Here is a 16,075-nt window from a genome sequence, read left to right on the forward strand (position 1 = left end):
CCATGCAATCTCGCAACAACGACATCCTCACCCCCAGCCAGCTCAACACGCTGGCCCGCGATCTGCTGGAAGGCAGCTTCCCGGCCATCTGGGTGGAGGCAGAACTGGGCAGCGTGGCCCGTCCCGCCTCCGGGCACCTGTACTTCACCCTGAAGGATGCACGCGCGCAGCTGCGGGCTGCCATGTTCCGGATGAAGGCGCAGTACCTGAAGTTCGTGCCACGCGAGGGCATGCGCGTGCTGGTACGCGGCAAGGTGACGCTGTATGACGCGCGCGGTGAGTACCAGATGGTGCTCGACCATATGGAAGAGGCCGGCGAAGGCGCCCTGCGCCGCGCGTTCGAGGAACTGAAGGCACGGCTGCAGGCCGAGGGGCTGTTCGACCCCGCGCGCAAGCGGCCCATGCCTGCGCACGTGCAACGCCTGGCGGTGATCACCTCACCCACCGGTGCCGCCGTGCGCGACGTGCTGAGTGTGCTGGCGCGGCGCTTCCCGCTGCTGGAAGTGGATCTGCTGCCGACCCTGGTACAGGGCAGCAGTGCTGCCGCGCAGATCACCCGGTTGCTGCAGGCCGCCGATGCCAGCGGCCGCTACGATGTGATCCTGCTGACCCGTGGTGGTGGTTCACTGGAAGACCTGTGGGCCTTCAACGACGAGGCGCTGGCCCGCGCGATCGCTGCCAGCGGCACGCCGGTGGTCTCGGCCGTCGGCCACGAGACCGACTTCAGCCTCAGCGATTTCGCCGCCGATCTGCGCGCACCCACCCCGTCGGTGGCCGCCGAGCTGCTGGTGCCGGACCAGCGCGAACTGGCCCTGCGCCTGCGCCGCAGCGCGGCGCGCATGGTGCAGCTGCAACGGCATACGATGCAGCAGGCGATGCAGCGCGCCGACCGTGCGCTGTTGCGTCTGAACGCGCAGAGCCCGCAGGCGCGACTGAACCTGCTGCGTCGCCGCCAGGTAGACCTGGGCCGACGCCTGCATGCCGCGTTCAACCAACAGCAGGAGCGTCGTGCGGCGCGCCTGCGCCATGCCGCGGCCGTGCTGCGCGCGCACCACCCGCAGCGCCAGCTGGACGAGATGCAGCGGCGCCTGGTCGTATTGCGCGGTCGTCCGCAGGCCGCATTGCAGCGGCTGCTGGAACGCGATGCCCTGCGCCTACGCGGGCTGGCCCGATCACTGGAGGCGGTCAGTCCGCTGGCCACCGTGGCGCGCGGCTACAGCATCCTGACCCGTGCTGACGATGGCGCACTGGTGCGGCACATCGACCAGGTGCAGCCGGGCGATGCCCTGCAGGCCCGCGTGGGCGACGGCGTGATCGACGTACAGGTCAAGTGAGGGGTTGTCCGGCAGGGCTGCGCCCTGCACCTGCCGAGGCAAGAGCAACAGCCGAAGCAACAGCAACAGCAACAGCAACAGCAACAGCGTGCATTGCGCGGGATGGCGGGGCGGTGTCGGATTGCGGGGACGCCGCAAGTACGTCCGTGTAGGCTTGGCAGCCGCATCCATGCGGCTGACACCCCGCAATCCGACACCGCCCCACCTCTGACAGATTCCCGCGATCTGTCGGAATGGCATGGGGTCGGATCCCGTTGCGTAGCAACGGGCTCTGACCCCAGAATTCTTTTGGATATCTGACAGATTCATCCACGCATGGCGTGGATCTACTGTGTCGACCAAGGTCGACACCTACCAGAGCAGAACACCGTGTCAAAGGCGGCTGTGGGTAGGTGTCGACCTTGGTCGACACGTCTGTCAGATGTCGAATGATTCATCCACGCATGGCGTGGATCTACTGTGTCGACCAAGGTCGACACCTACCAGAGCAGAACGCCGTGTCGAAGGCGGCTGTGTGTAGGTGTCGACCTTGGTCGACACGTCTGTCAGATGTCGAATGAATCATCCACGCGTGGCGTGGATCTACTGTGTCGACCTTGGTCGACACCTACCAGAGCAGAACACCACCCCGCCATCCCCAGGAAACCCGCCTTTGACGTTGCCGTTGCCCTGGCTTCCAGCAGGTGCAGGGCTGCAAGCCCTGCCGCCCCCCTACCGGGCCTGCTCGCAGAATTTCTGCCGATACTCGAGGGCCTTCGGCATCAGCGCCTGCAGGTTCTGGATGCGGGTGCCGGGATTGGGATGGGTCGAGGAGAACTCCGGCGGCGACTGGCCACCACTGGCCTGCCCCATGCGCTGCCACAGCGGAATCGCCTCGCGCGGGTCGAAGCACGCCGCCGCCGCCAGCATCAGCCCCACTTCATCGGCCTGCGTTTCGTGGCTGCGCGCGTACGGCAAGAGATAGCCATAGCCCATCGCCGACATCATCATCTGTTGCTGCTGCGCATCCATGCCGCTGGCCGCACCGGCCATCTGCCCGATCTGGGTCAGCTTCTGCTGGGCCATGCGCTGTGCACCATGGCGCAGCAGCGCATGGGCGATCTCGTGCCCCATCACCACCGCCATGGCATCGGTCGTGCGCGCCACCGGTACCAGCCCGGTGTACACGGCCATCTTGCCGCCGGGCAGACAGAAGGCGTTGGCCTGGTCACTGGGAATGACGTTCACTTCCCACTCGAAATCGCGGGAGAAGTGCCCCGGCTGCAACCCATGTTCCTGCGCCAGCGCGGTTTCCACAACGTCCACCTTGGCGATCAGGCGCTGGGCGATGGCGCGGATATCGCGCGAGATCTGCGCGTTGGGGTCCAGCGGACGCTCCTGCGCCAGGATCTGCTGGTAGGCCTGCAAGCCCAACGCACGTTCTTCGCTGGCATCCAGGCTGCTGTCGATCAGCACCTTCTCGCCGGTGTACGGGTCCACGGTGCGGTTGGAAAACCAGTAGTACGCTGCATAGCCGGCAGCCAGCAGCAGTACCCACCAGCGGATGTTGCCGAACAGGCCGCGCCGTGGCGAGCCCTGTTGCGGCGAGCGGGAGAAGGGATCGTTGCGCATCGGCAGGTCTTCCGGCGGACCCCGCCGGCCGGCGGGCACGCTGCAATCTTAGTGCCACGCCGCCTGCGCGGGGTGAAACAGGCGCATCAGATGCCGCGCACCAGGCGGAAGCCGATGCGGGCGTTGGTGGTGTCCGAATCCTGGGATTGCCGCCACGCCGCACGGGTCTGCTCGGGCGCGTTGGCCCAGTTGCCGCCACGGATCACCCGCGCACGGCAGCCCGGGTTATACCAAGCCACGCCATCGGACGGCGCGCGGCGATAGCTGGAATGCCAGCAATCGGCCACCCATTCGCTCAGGTTGCCGCCCATGTCGTGCAGGCCGAAGGCATTGGCCTGGAAGCTACCCACCAGCGCCGGCCCCCACCAGCCATCGCCATAGCCCACGAAGGCGTTGTGCCAGTGCCGGCCCGACGGGGAAACATCCTGACTGCCGGTGTAGTTGCCACTGCCGGCAGGCGGCAGCCCAGCATCCCCCCAAGGGTAGCGGCCACTGCCGCCGGCCCGCAGGGCGTACTCGAACTCGGCTTCGCTGGGCAGGCGGTAGGCGCGGCCGGTCTGCTCGGACAGCCAGGTGGCGTAGTTTTCCGCATCGCGCACGCTCACGTGCATCACCGGCGAATTGCCCATCGCGCGACTGCCATCGTAGTCCGAGCGCCAGTCCACGCCGCTGCGGCGGATGAAGTTGCCGCTGCGCTCGTCGTACACCACCGAGTGGCCGCGACGGGTCGCACGCGGGCGCGCGTTGGTGGCCTTCACGAAACGCTCGAAATCGGCGACGGTCACTTCAGTGATCGCCATGGCAAAGCCGCGTTCAAACCGCACGTAGTGTGACGGCCGCTCGGCGTCGCTGGCGCCCGGCTCGGTGTCACCGGCGCCCATCTGGAAGCCGCCATGCGGCACCACGATCATCTGCGGCCCGCGCCCGCCATCCCGCAGGGGGTCGCTGAACACCTGTCCGGGGCGGAAACTGCCGTAGTGGGTGGCCAGGTCGATGCGTTCGCGCAACTGCGCCACCACGGCATCGCCCGGCAAGGCGATGCGCAAGGCCTCGGCCAGCTTTTCGCGGGCCGGCTTCAGGCCCTGCGGCGTTTCCAGGTCGCGCAGCCCGCCGTCACGCAACTGCACCAGGGTCGCGGCGCGGATCTGCTCGATGCGCTCGAAGGCATCGGCGATGGTCGGCGACGAATCCCGCACCTTGCTGGCTTCGGCCAGCCAGGCCCCGGCGGAAGCAAAATCACGGCTGCGCGCGGCGTCTTCGGCACGCCGGATCAGCGCGCTTTCGGCGGCGGCCAGGCCCTGTCGGGCACGGCGGTTGTTGGCATCCAGCGCCAGCGCCTCGCGGAAGGCCGGAATGGCCCCGTCACCGTCCTCGCCCACCCGACCGGCGCGCAGATCCTCCTCGCCCGAGCGGTTGTAGGCCACCACGCGCTGGGCGGTCTCCACCCGGCTCTGCAGCGCGCGCACCTTCGGGTCGTTGGGTGCCAGGGTCAGCAGCACCAGCGCCTGCCGCCCTGCCTCGGCCAGTGCCTCGCGCTGCTGCAGCGGCCGCGCCAGCAGGGCGTCGGCCTGCTGCTGCAGGCGCTGCCGAGCACGCTGCAGGCCGGCGCGGGCCGCGCGGTCGTCCGGGGCTTCTTCCTGCACCGCCAGCCACAGCGGAATGGCCGCCTCGCCGTCCTCGTACAGCCGCCCGTCGCTGAACGCCTGCTCGGCGGCACGGCGCAGCTGAGCCAGCGTTCGCCCCTGCCGATCCACCCGTGCCGGGGTCCAGCGCTGCACGTCCTCGCTGGCATCCTCGCCGGCAATGGTCACCGTGCCCGTCGCCGCCGCCGCAGCCGTGTCGTCCACCTTGGGCCGCGGCCGTTCCGGTTCGCCGGCCGACGGGCTTGCAGGTGGCGACGGCGTACACGCGGCCAGGGCCACGCCCAGGGCGGTACACAGCGCAATCGGCAGGGCAAAACGCAAACGGAGGCTCCTTCGGTACGGGTGCGCACCGACGTTAGGCTATTCTCCCCTGCCTGAGCAAACCCGAGTAGCAGGCCCCCACCCGTGGCAATCTGGATCACCACCCCCGCCGAGCTGGACGCCTACCGCCAGCAGCGCCCGGCCCGTATCGGCCTGGACACCGAATTCATCCGCGAACGCACCTTCTGGCCGCAGCTGGCCCTGGTGCAGATGGCCGTGGGCAACGACATCCTGTTGATCGATCCGCTGATTCCCGGCATGCCCGAAGCGCTGGCGCCGTGGCTGACCGATGAATCGATCATCAAGGTCATGCACAGCGCCAGCGAAGACCTGGTGGCCTTCAAGTGGACCTGCGGCGTGCTGCCCCGCCCCTTGTTCGACACCCAGATCGGCGCGGCGCTGGCCGGTATCGGCGGTGGCATGGGCTACCAGAAGCTGGTGCAGGAGATCACCGGGGTAACCCTGGCCAAGGGTGAAACGCGCTCGGACTGGATGCGCCGCCCTCTGTCTGAATCGCAGTTGCAGTATGCCGCTGACGATGTCGAGCATCTGTTTGCCCTGCACGATGCGATCGAAGCCAAGCTGCAGGCGCTGGGCCGCCGCCAGTGGCTGCAGGACGATGCCGAACGCCTGCTGGCCAACGTTGCCAACGATGAAGACCGTTGGCCGCACCTGGGCATGCGCGCGGCACAGTTCCTCGATGCGGCCGCGCAGCGCCGCCTGCTGCGTCTGCTGCGCTGGCGCGACGTACAGGCCCGCAGCAGCGACCGCCCGCGCAGCTGGATCCTGGACAACGAACTGGCCGCCACCCTGGCACGCACGCCGCCTGCCGACCTGGCCGCGCTGGGCAAGCTGTTCGAGCAGTTCCCGAAAGCGCCGCGCAAGCTCACCGCCGCCGTCTGGCAGGCGCTGGAAACGCCGCTGCCCGATGAGGCCGAAGCACCGCTGGCCGTGCAGGCCACCGACGCGGACAAGAAGACCATCAAGAAGCTGCAGGATGCGGTGGCCGAACGCAGCCGCGAGCTGGGTCTGGCCGATGGCGTGCTGGCCTCGCGCAAGCACCTGGAAAGTTATCTGGAACGTCGCCAGTGGCCGGCTGCGCTGGCCGGCTGGCGCCAGCAGGAACTGGAAGCCCGCCTGCAGGCCCTGCTGCCTGCATGACACGCCGCCGCGCCTGACCGGCGCGGCACACCGCATCACACGTAGCCGGCCGCCTTCAGGCGCGCCCAGCGCTGCGCACCAATCGCCTTGCGCATCGCCGGCAGCGGGTCCACCGCGCCGGTGTTGTCGGCCACCGCCACCACGAAGTCGTCGGTGGTGTGCAGCACGGCGCGCTGTTCCGGCGCATCCAGCCACGCCGCCACCCGCGTGAGCAAGCGCATTGCCGAGGTGGTACTGCCACGCAGCTCCATCAACCGGCCATGGCGCTTGCACGCGTCCAGCAGGGCCGGATCGTCGAACCAGCACTCATCCTCGTCGCGCTGGCCGGCACGCATCTCGTCCGGTGCCCACAGGTAGTAGGCAACGTCCTCACCGCGTTCAAGCACCGCCTGCCGGTAGGACTGGCGCCCCCAGGTGATGAACGGTGGCCAGGCCGAACTGAAATCGCCATCGGTGAAGCACAGCAGCAGGCAATACAGCGGCTCGTCGCGAGGAATCAGCGGCAACTGCGTGGCGATGGCCTGCATCAGCCGGGGCTCCACATCGGCAGCGGCGGCGGCCAGGGTTTCGCCGCGGCGCGGGCGCTGGTACTGCAGCCGCTGGCTGCCGGTGGGTGTGCCGTCCTCATGCAGATACTGCAGTTCGATGCGGTCCAGGACGCCGGCCTCATCGTAGCTGTAGACATCCTGGCACCACCAGGTCGGGCGCCCGTCCTCCCAGTTGCGCACCACCACGCGCAGCAGCACTTCGCCGTCCCAGTGGTAGGCGCTGTCATGGCCGCGATGGCCAACGGTCAGCTCAGTGTTCTGCAGGCGCCCGCGGGGTTCATGCCACGCGCGGGCCGAGGCAATGCGCCCACCGCGGTAGAAGCTCAGGCTGTGCCGCTGCTCGTTGCCATGCAGCCACACGGTGGTACTCGCCCCGTTGTCGGCCACAGCAATCACGATGCGGTCCTGCGCGTCGAACCCATGGTGCACGTGCGCATCCGGGTCCGCCTTGGCATCGTCCAGCCAGCGACTGCGGCGCACGCCATACTTTTCGGCCATGAACGGCGCGTCGTGCGCCATGTCACCGCTGGCCCAACGCCAGCGCACTACCTGGGCCCGGCATTGTTCAATCAGGGTCTCGGCGGCGCGAGCATCGGCGTACTGCTGGTACAGCGTCTGGATCATGGTCGAGGTCCGTTCAACACAGCGCGGCAGCCTAGCATGCAGCGGCGGCTTGCCAGGCCTTCCCAACGAAAAACGGCGCTCCGAAGAGCGCCGTTCTCGTTAACCGATCAAGCAGGCCTTACCAGTTCATGTTCAACGAAACACCCACGGTGCGCGGTTCGTTGTAGACCGCGGCCATGTAGTTTTCGATCACACCCTTCAGGTTCTTTTCGTTGGTGATGTTGCGCGCGAACAGCGCCACTTCGTAGGCACCGTAGTTGCCGGAGTAACCCAGCTTCAGGCCACCTTCGAAATCACCCTTGGAGTTGAACTCCTGGCTGTCATACAGCACGAAGCTGGTGTAGCCCTGCTTGTTCCAGTCGGTGGACACGAACATCGTGCCCGCGTCGCTGACCGGCATGTCGTAACGCGCGGCGAAGTTGATGTTGTACTTCGGCGCGTTCGGCAGCGGGTTGCCATCGATCTGGGCGAAGGTGTTGGCGCCGACCTTGATGGTCGGGTCGTTCACCGTGCACACCACCTGGCCGTTCAGGCCGCAGACCTGCGCATACACGCGCTTGTCCTGGATCTCGCTGTGCAGCAGGCTGACACCGGCGCTCAGGGTCAGGTTCGGAACCGGGCGCAGTTCCATGTCCGCTTCGAAGCCGTAGGCCTTGGCCTTGTCGGCGTTGAACAACAGGCCGTTGCCGTCCGAATCGTTGCCGTTGAGCTGGATGTCGTTGACCGTGTAGGTGAACGCGGTGGCATTCAGGCGCAGGCGGTTGTCCCACAGGCTGCTCTTCACGCCGGCTTCCCAGGACAGGATGGTCTCCGAGTCGGCGGTGGTGAAATCAGCGTTGAACACGGCCGAACGGCCCTGGATGGTCGGGCCGCGGAAGCCACGTGCAACCTTGGCGTAGACGCTCACGTTCGGGTTGAACTGGTACATCGCGCTGACGTCCCAGCTCGGGGTGGTGTCGGACATCTTCACATCCGTACGGCCCTTGTAGGTCACCACGCCGGCGGCGGTGTCGGCGGTCTTCAGCAGGCGCGTGTGCTTCTCGTCGCGGGTCTGGCGCAGGCCGGCGGTCACGCTGAACTTGTCGGTGAAGGCGTAGCTGAGCTGGCCGAAACCGGCCCACGAGGTGTTCTTGTTGCGCAGGCGCACCCAGTTGTTCGGGTTGCGCGCCGCGCCCTGCAGGAACCAGCCGCGCTGGTAGAAATCGGTGGTATCGCTGCCGTTGAAGTAGAACGCACCGGCCTGCCACTGCAGGGCGCTGTCATCGTGGCTGGCCAGGCGGAATTCCTGGGTCCACTGGTCCAGGTCACGGATCTGCCCCATCGACTGACCGTAGCCATTGGCCACGCCATTGAACGGGAAGTCCGCCGCGGCGCCACCGTCGGTATCGCCACGGCTGTAGCCGGAGGTGGTTTCGTAGGCGGTGATGGAGGTGAAATCGACCGCGCCGAAATCGTAGATCGCCTTCACCGAACCGCCGTAGGTCTTGTAGGCCTGCGGGTTGTTGTCGGCTTCGTCGTAGGCCACCTTGTCGCGCGGCACGTCGGTCTGGTTCGAGCCCTTGGTCAGCGCACCGCGCAGGAACAGGGTCGAGGTGCCGTCGTAATCGCGGGCGTGGGCCGAAGCCAGGATCGAGAACTGGTCGCTGGGCTTGAGCAGCAGCTGCGCACGCACGTTGCGGTCATCGAAGCCGCCCATGGCGTTCTTCTTCGGGCTGACCGTGCCGTCGGCGCTGGGGCCACGGTAGGTGTTGTCCACGTAATCATCGCGGTGCTGGTACAGCGCCGACACGCGGAACGAGGCGATGTCATTGATCGGGCCACCGAAGCCGCCATCGACCGACACGCTGTTGTAGGTGGCGTAGCTGGCGCTGACCCGGCCGGTGTACTCATCGGTCGGCTTAAGGGTGTCGAACTTGACGATGCCGGCGGTGGTGTTGCGGCCGAACAGCGAGCCCTGCGGGCCGCGCAGCACTTCCACCTGGTCCACGTCGTAGACCGGGTTGGACTTCAGCACCACGTGTTCCAGCACCACGTCGTCCTGGATGATCGACACCGGCTGCGAGGCACCCAGGTAGAAATCGATGTTGCCCAGGCCGCGGATATAGAAGCGCGGGAAGATGCGGCCAGTGGTGGTTTCCGCATACAGGCTGGGCACGCGGCCGGACAGCGCCAGCAGGGTGTCATCGCCGCCAGCGGTGAAATCACGCATGCGCTCGCCCTGCACCACGCCCACCGACACCGGCACTTCCTGCAGGTTCTGCTCGCGGTGTTCGGCGGTCACGGTGATCGTGTCCAGGCCGGTCGGGGTCGGTGCGCTGTCCTGCGCGGCGGCGCCGAAGCTGGCGGCCAGGGCCAGGCCGGCACAGGCCAGGGCCAGCGGGTGGCGGCGGAAGGAAAGCGAGGAAGACGACATGCCCGTCGAACGACGGGAAGCGATATGGGAAGGCATCGAAAGCTCTTGGGAGACGTCCGGGCGGCCTGCGCAAGCCGGGCGGTAGAGGGGGAACCACTGCGCAAGCGCCCATTATCGCCCGAATTGTTACGATTTCGTTGCGCATCCCGTCGCAGTCCGCGTCCCGCCCGCTGCGGCAAAGTGCACCGATGGAAGGCGGCAGCCTGCGCCACCGCCTTCCGGCCCCACCTTCCCTTACGCCGTGGCCAGTGTCGGGCGCCGCTGCAGCACGAAACGGCCGGCGGCGTCCTGCAACGCGTGGGCCTGTTCGCTCATGGAACGGGCCGAAGCGGACGCCTCTTCCACCAGCGCGGCGTTCTGCTGGGTCACGCCATCCATCTGCACGATGCTCTGGTTGACCAGTTCGATGCCCGCCGCCTGTTCCTGGCAGGCATGGGCGATCTCGCCCACCAGCCCGCCCAGTTCGGTCACCGAGGCAACCACGTTCTGGATGGTGCGCCCGGCATCGCCGGCCAGTACGTTGCCTTCGGCCACGCGGGCCACCGATTCTTCGATCAGCCCCTTGATCTCCGCCGCCGCCAGCGTCGAGCGCTGTGCCAGTGCGCGCACCTCGCTGGCGACCACCGCGAAGCCGCGGCCGTCCTCACCGGCGCGTGCCGCTTCGACGGCGGCATTCAGGGCCAGGATGTTGGTCTGGAAGGCGATGCCATCGATCACCGTGATGATCTCGGCGATGCGCCGCGAGGCCGCATCGATCTGGCCCATCGTCGCTTCCATCGCGGCCATGGCCGCGCCCCCGCGCCCGGCCACCTGCGCCGCCTCGGTCGCCAGGCGGTCCGCGCGGCGTGCGTGGTCGGCGTTCTGCCGCACGGCCGAGGTCATTTCCTCGATCGAGGCGGCAGACTCTTCCAGGTTGGCAGCCTGCTGTTCGGTACGGCGGGACAGATCATCGTTGCCGGCAGCGATTTCCGCAGCGGCCGTGCTGACCGCAGCGGCGGCCTGCTGGATGCGGCCGACGATGCCGGCCAGGGCGCCCACCGTTGCATTGGCATCCTCGCGCATGCGCGCGAACACCCCCTGCGACTGCCCGTCGATGCGGTGCCGCAGGTCACCTTCGGCCAGGTTGCGCAGCAGGCCCGACAGCGCCAGCAGGTTGTCATCGGCAGTAGCCATCACGCTGTTCAGGCCCTGCACCATCTGCTGGAAGTCATTGGCGAAGGCCTGCGCATCGCCGCGCACGGTGAAATCACCGCTCGCCGCCGCCGCAACCAGGCGCTTGATCTCGCCGTTGATGCCCTGCAGCTTGCCGCGCACGCCGTTCAGCGCCTGCGTGATCGCCGCCTGTTCGCCGGGCAGTACGTCCATGGTCTGCTGCAGATCGCCTTCGGCGTAGCGCTGGACCAGGGCCACCATGCGCTGCTGGGTCTGCAGGTGCGCCGCCACCAGCGCGTTGGTGCCGGCCACCATGGCGCGGAACTCACCCTCGAAGGCCTGCTCGTCGATCCGGTGGCTGACCGCGCCCGCCGCATGGCGTTCGCTCATGGTGGCCTGCGCCTGCAGGATCTCGCGCAGCTTGGCGCGCATCTGCTGCAACGACCCCAGCAGACGACCGACCTCGTCATCGCGGCCGCTGTCGATTTCGCGGTCCAGGCGCCCGCTGGCCACATCGCGGGCGACCTGCGCCGCTGCGGCCAGCGGACGACCCAGCAGGCGCCGCACCACCAGCACGATCAGCACGACCACGGTGGTCAGCGCCAGCACGGAAATCAGCGCGATGCGCAGCATCAGGCCATTCAGCACCTGTGCCAGCACCGATTCCGGCTCCAGGCCGATCACCAGCCATTGCCAGGCGCCGTAGCGCTGCGCCGCCGCGAACCAGGCCTGCTCGGCGCCACCATCGGCCGGGCGCAGATGCAGACGCGCCTGCGTGCTGCGGCCATCCAGCAGCGCCCGCAAAGCCGGCAGATCCGCCGCGGCAACGCGTTCCTGCAGCAGGCCACCTTCGCCATCGGCGGCGGCCAGCACGCGGCCATGGTCCTTGCCCTGGCGCGTGTCGACCACGATGAAGCGGCCCTCGCGGCCCAGCGTCGCCTCGCGCAGGCGCGTCTTCAGCGCGGCCAGGCCCTGCGAGTAGTCCTGCCCGACGAACGCGATGCCAGCCACGCTGCCATCGGCCGCCGGGATCGGCATGTAGTGGGTCATGTAATCGGTGCCGAACAGGTGTGCCGGCCCCGTGTAGCCCTGCCCCGCGCGCACCCGCGCATAGGCCGGGTTGGCGTGGTCCAGCACGGTGCCCAGCGCGCGTTCGCCCTGCGCGTTGCGCAACGAAGTCGCCACGCGGACGAAGTCTTCGCCGTCACGCACGAACACGGTGGCAACACCGCCGGTCGCCTCGGCGAAGCGATCAACCTCGGTCGATGCCGGGCCGATCACCTGCGTGCCCAGGCGCAGGGACGGCGCACTGCGGCCGGCCACGTCGATGGGCGCGGTGGCATCGGCCAGCGCCTCGCCCTGCGGCAGCATCGCGCGGAAGGTACCGGCGATGCGCTGGGTGCTTTCGCCCAGGCTGCGGTCATACAGCTGCACCGAATCGCGCATCAGCACCGTGCTGGTATCCAGGCCTGCAACCACGCGCTGCTGGTAGCTGTCCGCGGTATCGCGGTAGATCAGGATCGCCAGCGCGGCGAAGGCCACGGTGGTGATCGCCACCATCAGCAGCGCCAGGCGGGTTGCGATGGTCAGGGTCCGCTTCGGCGGCGAGGCGGAGAATCGGGATGCAGCCGGGGTCATCATCAGGGGGAATATCCGTGGAAGGGAGCGCGCGAGGCGCACCCTCTTAACGGCACCGTTCTGGTCCTCTTTACGCCACCCGGCTTAGCCGCTTCAGGTTATTGACAGCGCCAAGCCCTTGATTCACAAACCCCGTTCAGCTTCATTGGGGCCCGACACGGCCAGCACGGTACGCGGTCCGCGCAGGCCGTCTGCGCCCAGCATGGTCACCGCCAGCAGATGGTCCAGGCGGATGCGCTGCTCGCCGTCATCGGCGTCCAGCAGCAGGAATTCCTCTTTGCCAGGCGTGCTCAGTGTGGTCCGCGCGCGGGCCACGAAGGTGCGGCCATCGGTCAGTTCCACCTGCAGCAGGGCGCGGTGCAGGCAGGCGATTTCCAGTACGTCGTGCAGGTCGCACGCGATGGGACGGTAGTCGGTCATGGGGCGTCTTCCGGCAGTCAAGGCGCCCAGCCTGCCACGACTGCCGCCCACGCGGCTTGGCAAGCCCCCGGCGGCGGCGCTACACTGGCTTCGCCGTGGGGCCATAGCTCAGCTGGGAGAGCGCGTCGTTCGCAATGACGAGGTCAGGAGTTCGATCCTCCTTGGCTCCACCATTTTCAGAGAAGCCCGCAGATCCCAGTGATCTGCGGGCTTTTTCTTTGGGCACGGACTGCCGGGACCGATAGGATGAGGGTACCCGCGGCGCGGAGCGCCACATGCAGGAAGGGGTCCCATGGACCATGCCTCGCTATCCGATCCACATCTGATCCCGCTTTCAACCCTCATTCCCGGCTGGAAGGGTCAATACATTCCCAGCTACGTCGCTGACGTCACTCATGGGCTGGGTCTTGAACAGGTGCGGCTGCAGGGAAGTCAGTTGCTCGTCGTTCTGCGCCTTCGCGAACTGTCTTACGACGGCATCCGGGAGAAGATCAGGATCGTGTCCGGGCACCGGGAACTGAAAGACGCCGCGCGCGTGGCCAAGGACGCGGCACTCCGCTGGCTTGCACAGCGCAGCAGCGAGGTGCGCCCCTACGGTTGCTGGCGCCCGATGCAAGATCAGCAATCATGGCCATCAGCAGCTACGCTGTGGGAGAGCGTCCCTCTCTCCTCCTATCTGGCAGGCCCCTGGGACGGTACGGGGTACTGCGCGATCGAGGTCGCGGCCGCCATCCTGCCGACCGCACCCGCCGATCCCATCAATCCTGCGCTGATCCAACAGATCGACATGCACGAACTCGCGGACTGGTTCGCAGACGTGGGCCGCGCCGCGCAGACGACGCCGTCCGCGTGACCCTGGCTGACTGAGCCTCGACCTGCCGATTTCCGGCTCAACCCGGCTCCTGGCCCCCATCCTTGCGTTGTGGTCGCCGCGTGTTCTCGTCATGCACCTTCTGGTCCTGCTGGCCAGGGCGGCGCTTGGCTACGTCGTCCTGGTGCTGGTCCTGGCGGCTTTCCTGGGCACCGGCATCCTTTTCGGCGGGCGAAGGCGTGCGGGGAGTAGTCATGGCGGGCTCCGCACCGGCACCGTGCCGGGCTTGCACGACCACCCTAGCGGCGCGGCCGTGAGTCCGTGGTCGCGCTGCCGCGAGCGGCGCGTGCATACCCTGGTATGAGCGGCGGAAACCAAGGCGCAATGGGCAGCCCGGCGCTACCGGCCGACGATGGCGCTGCCGATGCAGACCCCACCGCGCGCCATCCCATCCCGCCAGGAGCCCGCCATGTCCTCCCTGCCCCGCCCCGAACCTGCGCACGCCCCGCTGCCGCCGGGAACGTCCGCCCCCGACTTCCGCCTGCCCGCCACGCCCGACCAGACCGTCACCCTGGCAGAGCTGCGTGGCCGCCCGGTCATCCTTGCCTTCTACCCCGCCGACTGGAGCCCGGTCTGCGGCGACCAGATGGCCCTGTACAACCAGTTGCTGCCCGAGTTCCAGCGACAGGGCGCGCAGTTGATCGGTATCTCCGTCGATGGCGTCTGGTGCCACGCCGCGTTCGCCGAACAGCGCCACCTGCATTTTCCGCTGCTGGCTGATTTCGAACCCAAGGGCGCCGTCGCCCGGCAGTTTGGTGCCTATCGCGAGCACGATGGGGTCTGCGAACGCGCGCTGTTCGTGATCGATGCGCAGGGCATCGTGCGCTGGAGCTACCTGTCGCCACTGGGCATCAATCCCGGTGCCGATGGCATTCTGGATGCCTTGTCACGCCTGCCGCGCACGGCGGCAGCGGAGGTGACCCCATGAGCCGCCTGCACGTTCCCGTCAGTGCCAGCGACCATGCCAGTGGCCCGGCCGATGCGGCGGTCACCCTGGTCGAATATGGCGACTACCAGTGCCCGTACTGCGGCCAGGCCTACCCCATCGTGAAGGCCCTGCAGCAGGCATTGGGCGATTCGTTGCGGCTGGTGTTCCGCAACTTCCCGCTCAGCGAAATGCACCCGGATGCCTTGAATGCCGCGCGCCTGGCCGAAGCCGCGGCCGACGCCGGACACTTCTGGAGCGCCCATGACCTGCTGTACGAACGCCAGGGTGCGCTGGCGCCGCACGACCTGCAGCGCTATGGCGAACTGCTGCAGTTGCCGCCGGAACGCGTGCGCGCCGCATTGGCCGGCGCCGACGATGCACGCATCGAGGCCGACTTCATGGGCGGCGTGCGCAGCGGCGTGAATGGCACGCCCTGTTTCTTCATCAACGGCGTGCGCCACGATGACAGCTGGGACTACGACACCCTGCTGCTGGCGCTGCAGCGCGCGATGTGATTCTGCAACAACTGCCCAACCGCCGCGTGCAGGCGCCTACGGCTCAGGCCTGCACGCACTCGCGTACCGCGAACGGGTGTCCGCAGGCACTGCATTCGGAATGACCGAAGGCCAGTTCCAGCAGCTGTTCGGCGCGGATATCGCCATCGCCGCGCACCTGCTGCAGCAGCCACTCCTCGGCCACGCCCACCGGTTCACCGGGCAGCAGCGCAGACGTCGCCGACGGGGCACCGAATACCGGATCCTCATGGCAGACATACGGGCTTTCAACATCCAGCGTGCAGTACAGGTCGGCCGAACAGGCCACGCACTCACCCACGAGCTCGCCCTCGGCAAGCCGGTCCAGGTGCTGCGACCAGGCTTTTTCACCACTCAGCCCCAGCCACGCCTGGCGCAGCCAGCCACGCTGGCCATGCCCATCCCCGGACAGCGGCACCGCCTCCCTGCCACTGCCCTGCAGGCGCTTGAGCACCTTGCTGCGCAGCGCCTGGATGACATCGCCGTGCGGCGCCAGGCCCGGGTCGCCCACGTCCGAGCCGGCAACGATCGCACCGGCCAGCAGCAGCGCGTCATCACCGTCGCTGCGCCCGGTCTGCCGCGCGATTGACAGCAGCACCGGCAGCGCGGCGTGGCTGGCAGGGTAGACCGTGCCCTGGTGGCATAGATGCGACCAGATGTCGTTCCAGTCCTGCTGGTGCTGCGGGTCCATCAGTGCGGCCAGCAGTGCACCCGCTTCAGAGGCGTCGCCATAGGCACACTGCAGCGCGCCCCAATCGATGGCATGAACGTCGGCGGTCCTCGGCATGTCCTTCGCTGGTCGATGTGGTACGCGGCCCAGCATGCCCGATCATCGGGCCGATTGGACAGCGCGCTTGTAGCTGCAACCTACGCGCGGC

General features: G+C 67.9%; 13 protein-coding genes and 1 tRNA gene. 6 read left to right on the forward strand and 8 right to left on the reverse strand.

What is annotated here, in order from left to right:
- Positions 1 to 2 precede the first annotated feature (2 nt).
- Entirely contained in the window at positions 3 to 1,334 is a 1,332-nt protein-coding gene (xseA, locus tag C1931_RS13325; RefSeq protein ID WP_108756698.1) for an exodeoxyribonuclease VII large subunit, read from the forward strand.
- A 711-nt stretch (positions 1,335 to 2,045) separates the two neighbouring features.
- Here xseA and C1931_RS13330 read toward each other — a convergent pair.
- On the reverse strand, positions 2,046 to 2,945 hold the full coding sequence (locus tag C1931_RS13330) for a M48 family metallopeptidase (RefSeq protein ID WP_108757764.1): 900 nt from the start codon (positions 2,943 to 2,945) through the stop codon (positions 2,046 to 2,048).
- 86 nt (positions 2,946 to 3,031) lie between these two features.
- Complete coding sequence (locus C1931_RS13335; RefSeq protein WP_108756699.1) at positions 3,032 to 4,909, reverse strand: formylglycine-generating enzyme family protein; 1,878 nt, start codon at positions 4,907 to 4,909, stop codon at positions 3,032 to 3,034.
- Positions 4,910 to 4,993: 84 nt separating this feature from the next.
- Here C1931_RS13335 and rnd point away from each other — a divergent pair, with 84 nt between their 5' ends.
- Positions 4,994 to 6,070 (forward strand): ribonuclease D, encoded by a 1,077-nt coding sequence (gene rnd, locus C1931_RS13340; protein WP_108756700.1) that lies wholly within the window; start codon positions 4,994 to 4,996, stop codon positions 6,068 to 6,070.
- A 35-nt stretch (positions 6,071 to 6,105) separates the two neighbouring features.
- On the opposite strand, the gene C1931_RS13345 is transcribed toward rnd, so the two are convergent.
- The 4 genes from C1931_RS13345 to C1931_RS13360 all read right to left on the reverse strand — a co-directional run bounded on the left by C1931_RS13345 (position 6,106) and on the right by C1931_RS13360 (position 12,865).
- Positions 6,106 to 7,242, reverse strand: a complete 1,137-nt coding sequence (locus C1931_RS13345; protein WP_108756701.1) for a hypothetical protein — start codon at positions 7,240 to 7,242, stop codon at positions 6,106 to 6,108.
- A gap of 118 nt (positions 7,243 to 7,360) precedes the next feature.
- A complete protein-coding gene (locus C1931_RS13350) occupies positions 7,361 to 9,655 on the reverse strand; it encodes a TonB-dependent receptor (protein ID WP_325051586.1) in 2,295 nt (764 codons plus the stop codon).
- 234 nt (positions 9,656 to 9,889) lie between these two features.
- Positions 9,890 to 12,448, reverse strand: a complete 2,559-nt coding sequence (locus tag C1931_RS13355; RefSeq protein WP_108756703.1) for a Cache 3/Cache 2 fusion domain-containing protein — start codon at positions 12,446 to 12,448, stop codon at positions 9,890 to 9,892.
- A gap of 120 nt (positions 12,449 to 12,568) precedes the next feature.
- Complete coding sequence (locus C1931_RS13360; protein WP_108756704.1) at positions 12,569 to 12,865, reverse strand: Rho-binding antiterminator; 297 nt, start codon at positions 12,863 to 12,865, stop codon at positions 12,569 to 12,571.
- 97 nt (positions 12,866 to 12,962) lie between these two features.
- Here C1931_RS13360 and C1931_RS13365 point away from each other — a divergent pair.
- Both C1931_RS13365 and C1931_RS13370 read left to right on the forward strand, forming a co-directional pair.
- Positions 12,963 to 13,038 (forward strand) — tRNA-Ala (locus C1931_RS13365).
- A 119-nt stretch (positions 13,039 to 13,157) separates the two neighbouring features.
- The gene (locus C1931_RS13370; RefSeq protein WP_108756705.1) at positions 13,158 to 13,718 is read left to right on the forward strand and encodes a hypothetical protein; all 561 of its coding nucleotides are present in this window, start codon (positions 13,158 to 13,160) and stop codon (positions 13,716 to 13,718) included.
- 37 nt (positions 13,719 to 13,755) lie between these two features.
- On the opposite strand, the gene C1931_RS20430 is transcribed toward C1931_RS13370, so the two are convergent.
- The gene (locus C1931_RS20430) at positions 13,756 to 13,932 is read right to left on the reverse strand and encodes a hypothetical protein (RefSeq protein WP_199913883.1); all 177 of its coding nucleotides are present in this window, start codon (positions 13,930 to 13,932) and stop codon (positions 13,756 to 13,758) included.
- A 213-nt stretch (positions 13,933 to 14,145) separates the two neighbouring features.
- Between C1931_RS20430 and C1931_RS13375 the strand changes: the two genes are divergently transcribed.
- Both C1931_RS13375 and C1931_RS13380 read left to right on the forward strand, forming a co-directional pair.
- Complete coding sequence (locus tag C1931_RS13375) at positions 14,146 to 14,664, forward strand: redoxin domain-containing protein (RefSeq protein WP_108757765.1); 519 nt, start codon at positions 14,146 to 14,148, stop codon at positions 14,662 to 14,664.
- Positions 14,661 to 15,179, forward strand: coding sequence for a thioredoxin domain-containing protein (locus C1931_RS13380; protein WP_108756706.1), 519 nt, complete (start codon positions 14,661 to 14,663; stop codon positions 15,177 to 15,179). The genes C1931_RS13375 and C1931_RS13380 overlap by 4 nt, the downstream gene beginning before the upstream one ends.
- A gap of 43 nt (positions 15,180 to 15,222) precedes the next feature.
- On the opposite strand, the gene C1931_RS13385 is transcribed toward C1931_RS13380, so the two are convergent.
- On the reverse strand, positions 15,223 to 15,984 hold the full coding sequence (locus tag C1931_RS13385) for a hypothetical protein (protein WP_108756707.1): 762 nt from the start codon (positions 15,982 to 15,984) through the stop codon (positions 15,223 to 15,225).
- Positions 15,985 to 16,075: the final 91 nt, after the last annotated feature.

Source organism: Stenotrophomonas sp. YAU14A_MKIMI4_1, assembly GCF_003086855.1.
GTDB lineage: Bacteria > Pseudomonadota > Gammaproteobacteria > Xanthomonadales > Xanthomonadaceae > Stenotrophomonas.

Coding starts and splice junctions, on each gene's coding strand:
- xseA (WP_108756698.1), top strand. CDS start 3: ATGCAATCTCGCAACAACGACATCCTCACCCCCAGCCAGCTCAACACG.
- C1931_RS13385 (WP_108756707.1), bottom strand. CDS start 15,984: ATGCCGAGGACCGCCGACGTTCATGCCATCGATTGGGGCGCGCTGCAG.
- C1931_RS13375 (WP_108757765.1), top strand. CDS start 14,146: ATGTCCTCCCTGCCCCGCCCCGAACCTGCGCACGCCCCGCTGCCGCCG.
- C1931_RS13360 (WP_108756704.1), bottom strand. CDS start 12,865: ATGACCGACTACCGTCCCATCGCGTGCGACCTGCACGACGTACTGGAA.
- C1931_RS20430 (WP_199913883.1), bottom strand. CDS start 13,932: ATGACTACTCCCCGCACGCCTTCGCCCGCCGAAAAGGATGCCGGTGCC.
- C1931_RS13380 (WP_108756706.1), top strand. CDS start 14,661: ATGAGCCGCCTGCACGTTCCCGTCAGTGCCAGCGACCATGCCAGTGGC.
- C1931_RS13345 (WP_108756701.1), bottom strand. CDS start 7,242: ATGATCCAGACGCTGTACCAGCAGTACGCCGATGCTCGCGCCGCCGAG.
- C1931_RS13330 (WP_108757764.1), bottom strand. CDS start 2,945: ATGCGCAACGATCCCTTCTCCCGCTCGCCGCAACAGGGCTCGCCACGG.
- C1931_RS13350 (WP_325051586.1), bottom strand. CDS start 9,655: ATGTCGTCTTCCTCGCTTTCCTTCCGCCGCCACCCGCTGGCCCTGGCC.
- C1931_RS13355 (WP_108756703.1), bottom strand. CDS start 12,448: ATGATGACCCCGGCTGCATCCCGATTCTCCGCCTCGCCGCCGAAGCGG.
- C1931_RS13370 (WP_108756705.1), top strand. CDS start 13,158: ATGGACCATGCCTCGCTATCCGATCCACATCTGATCCCGCTTTCAACC.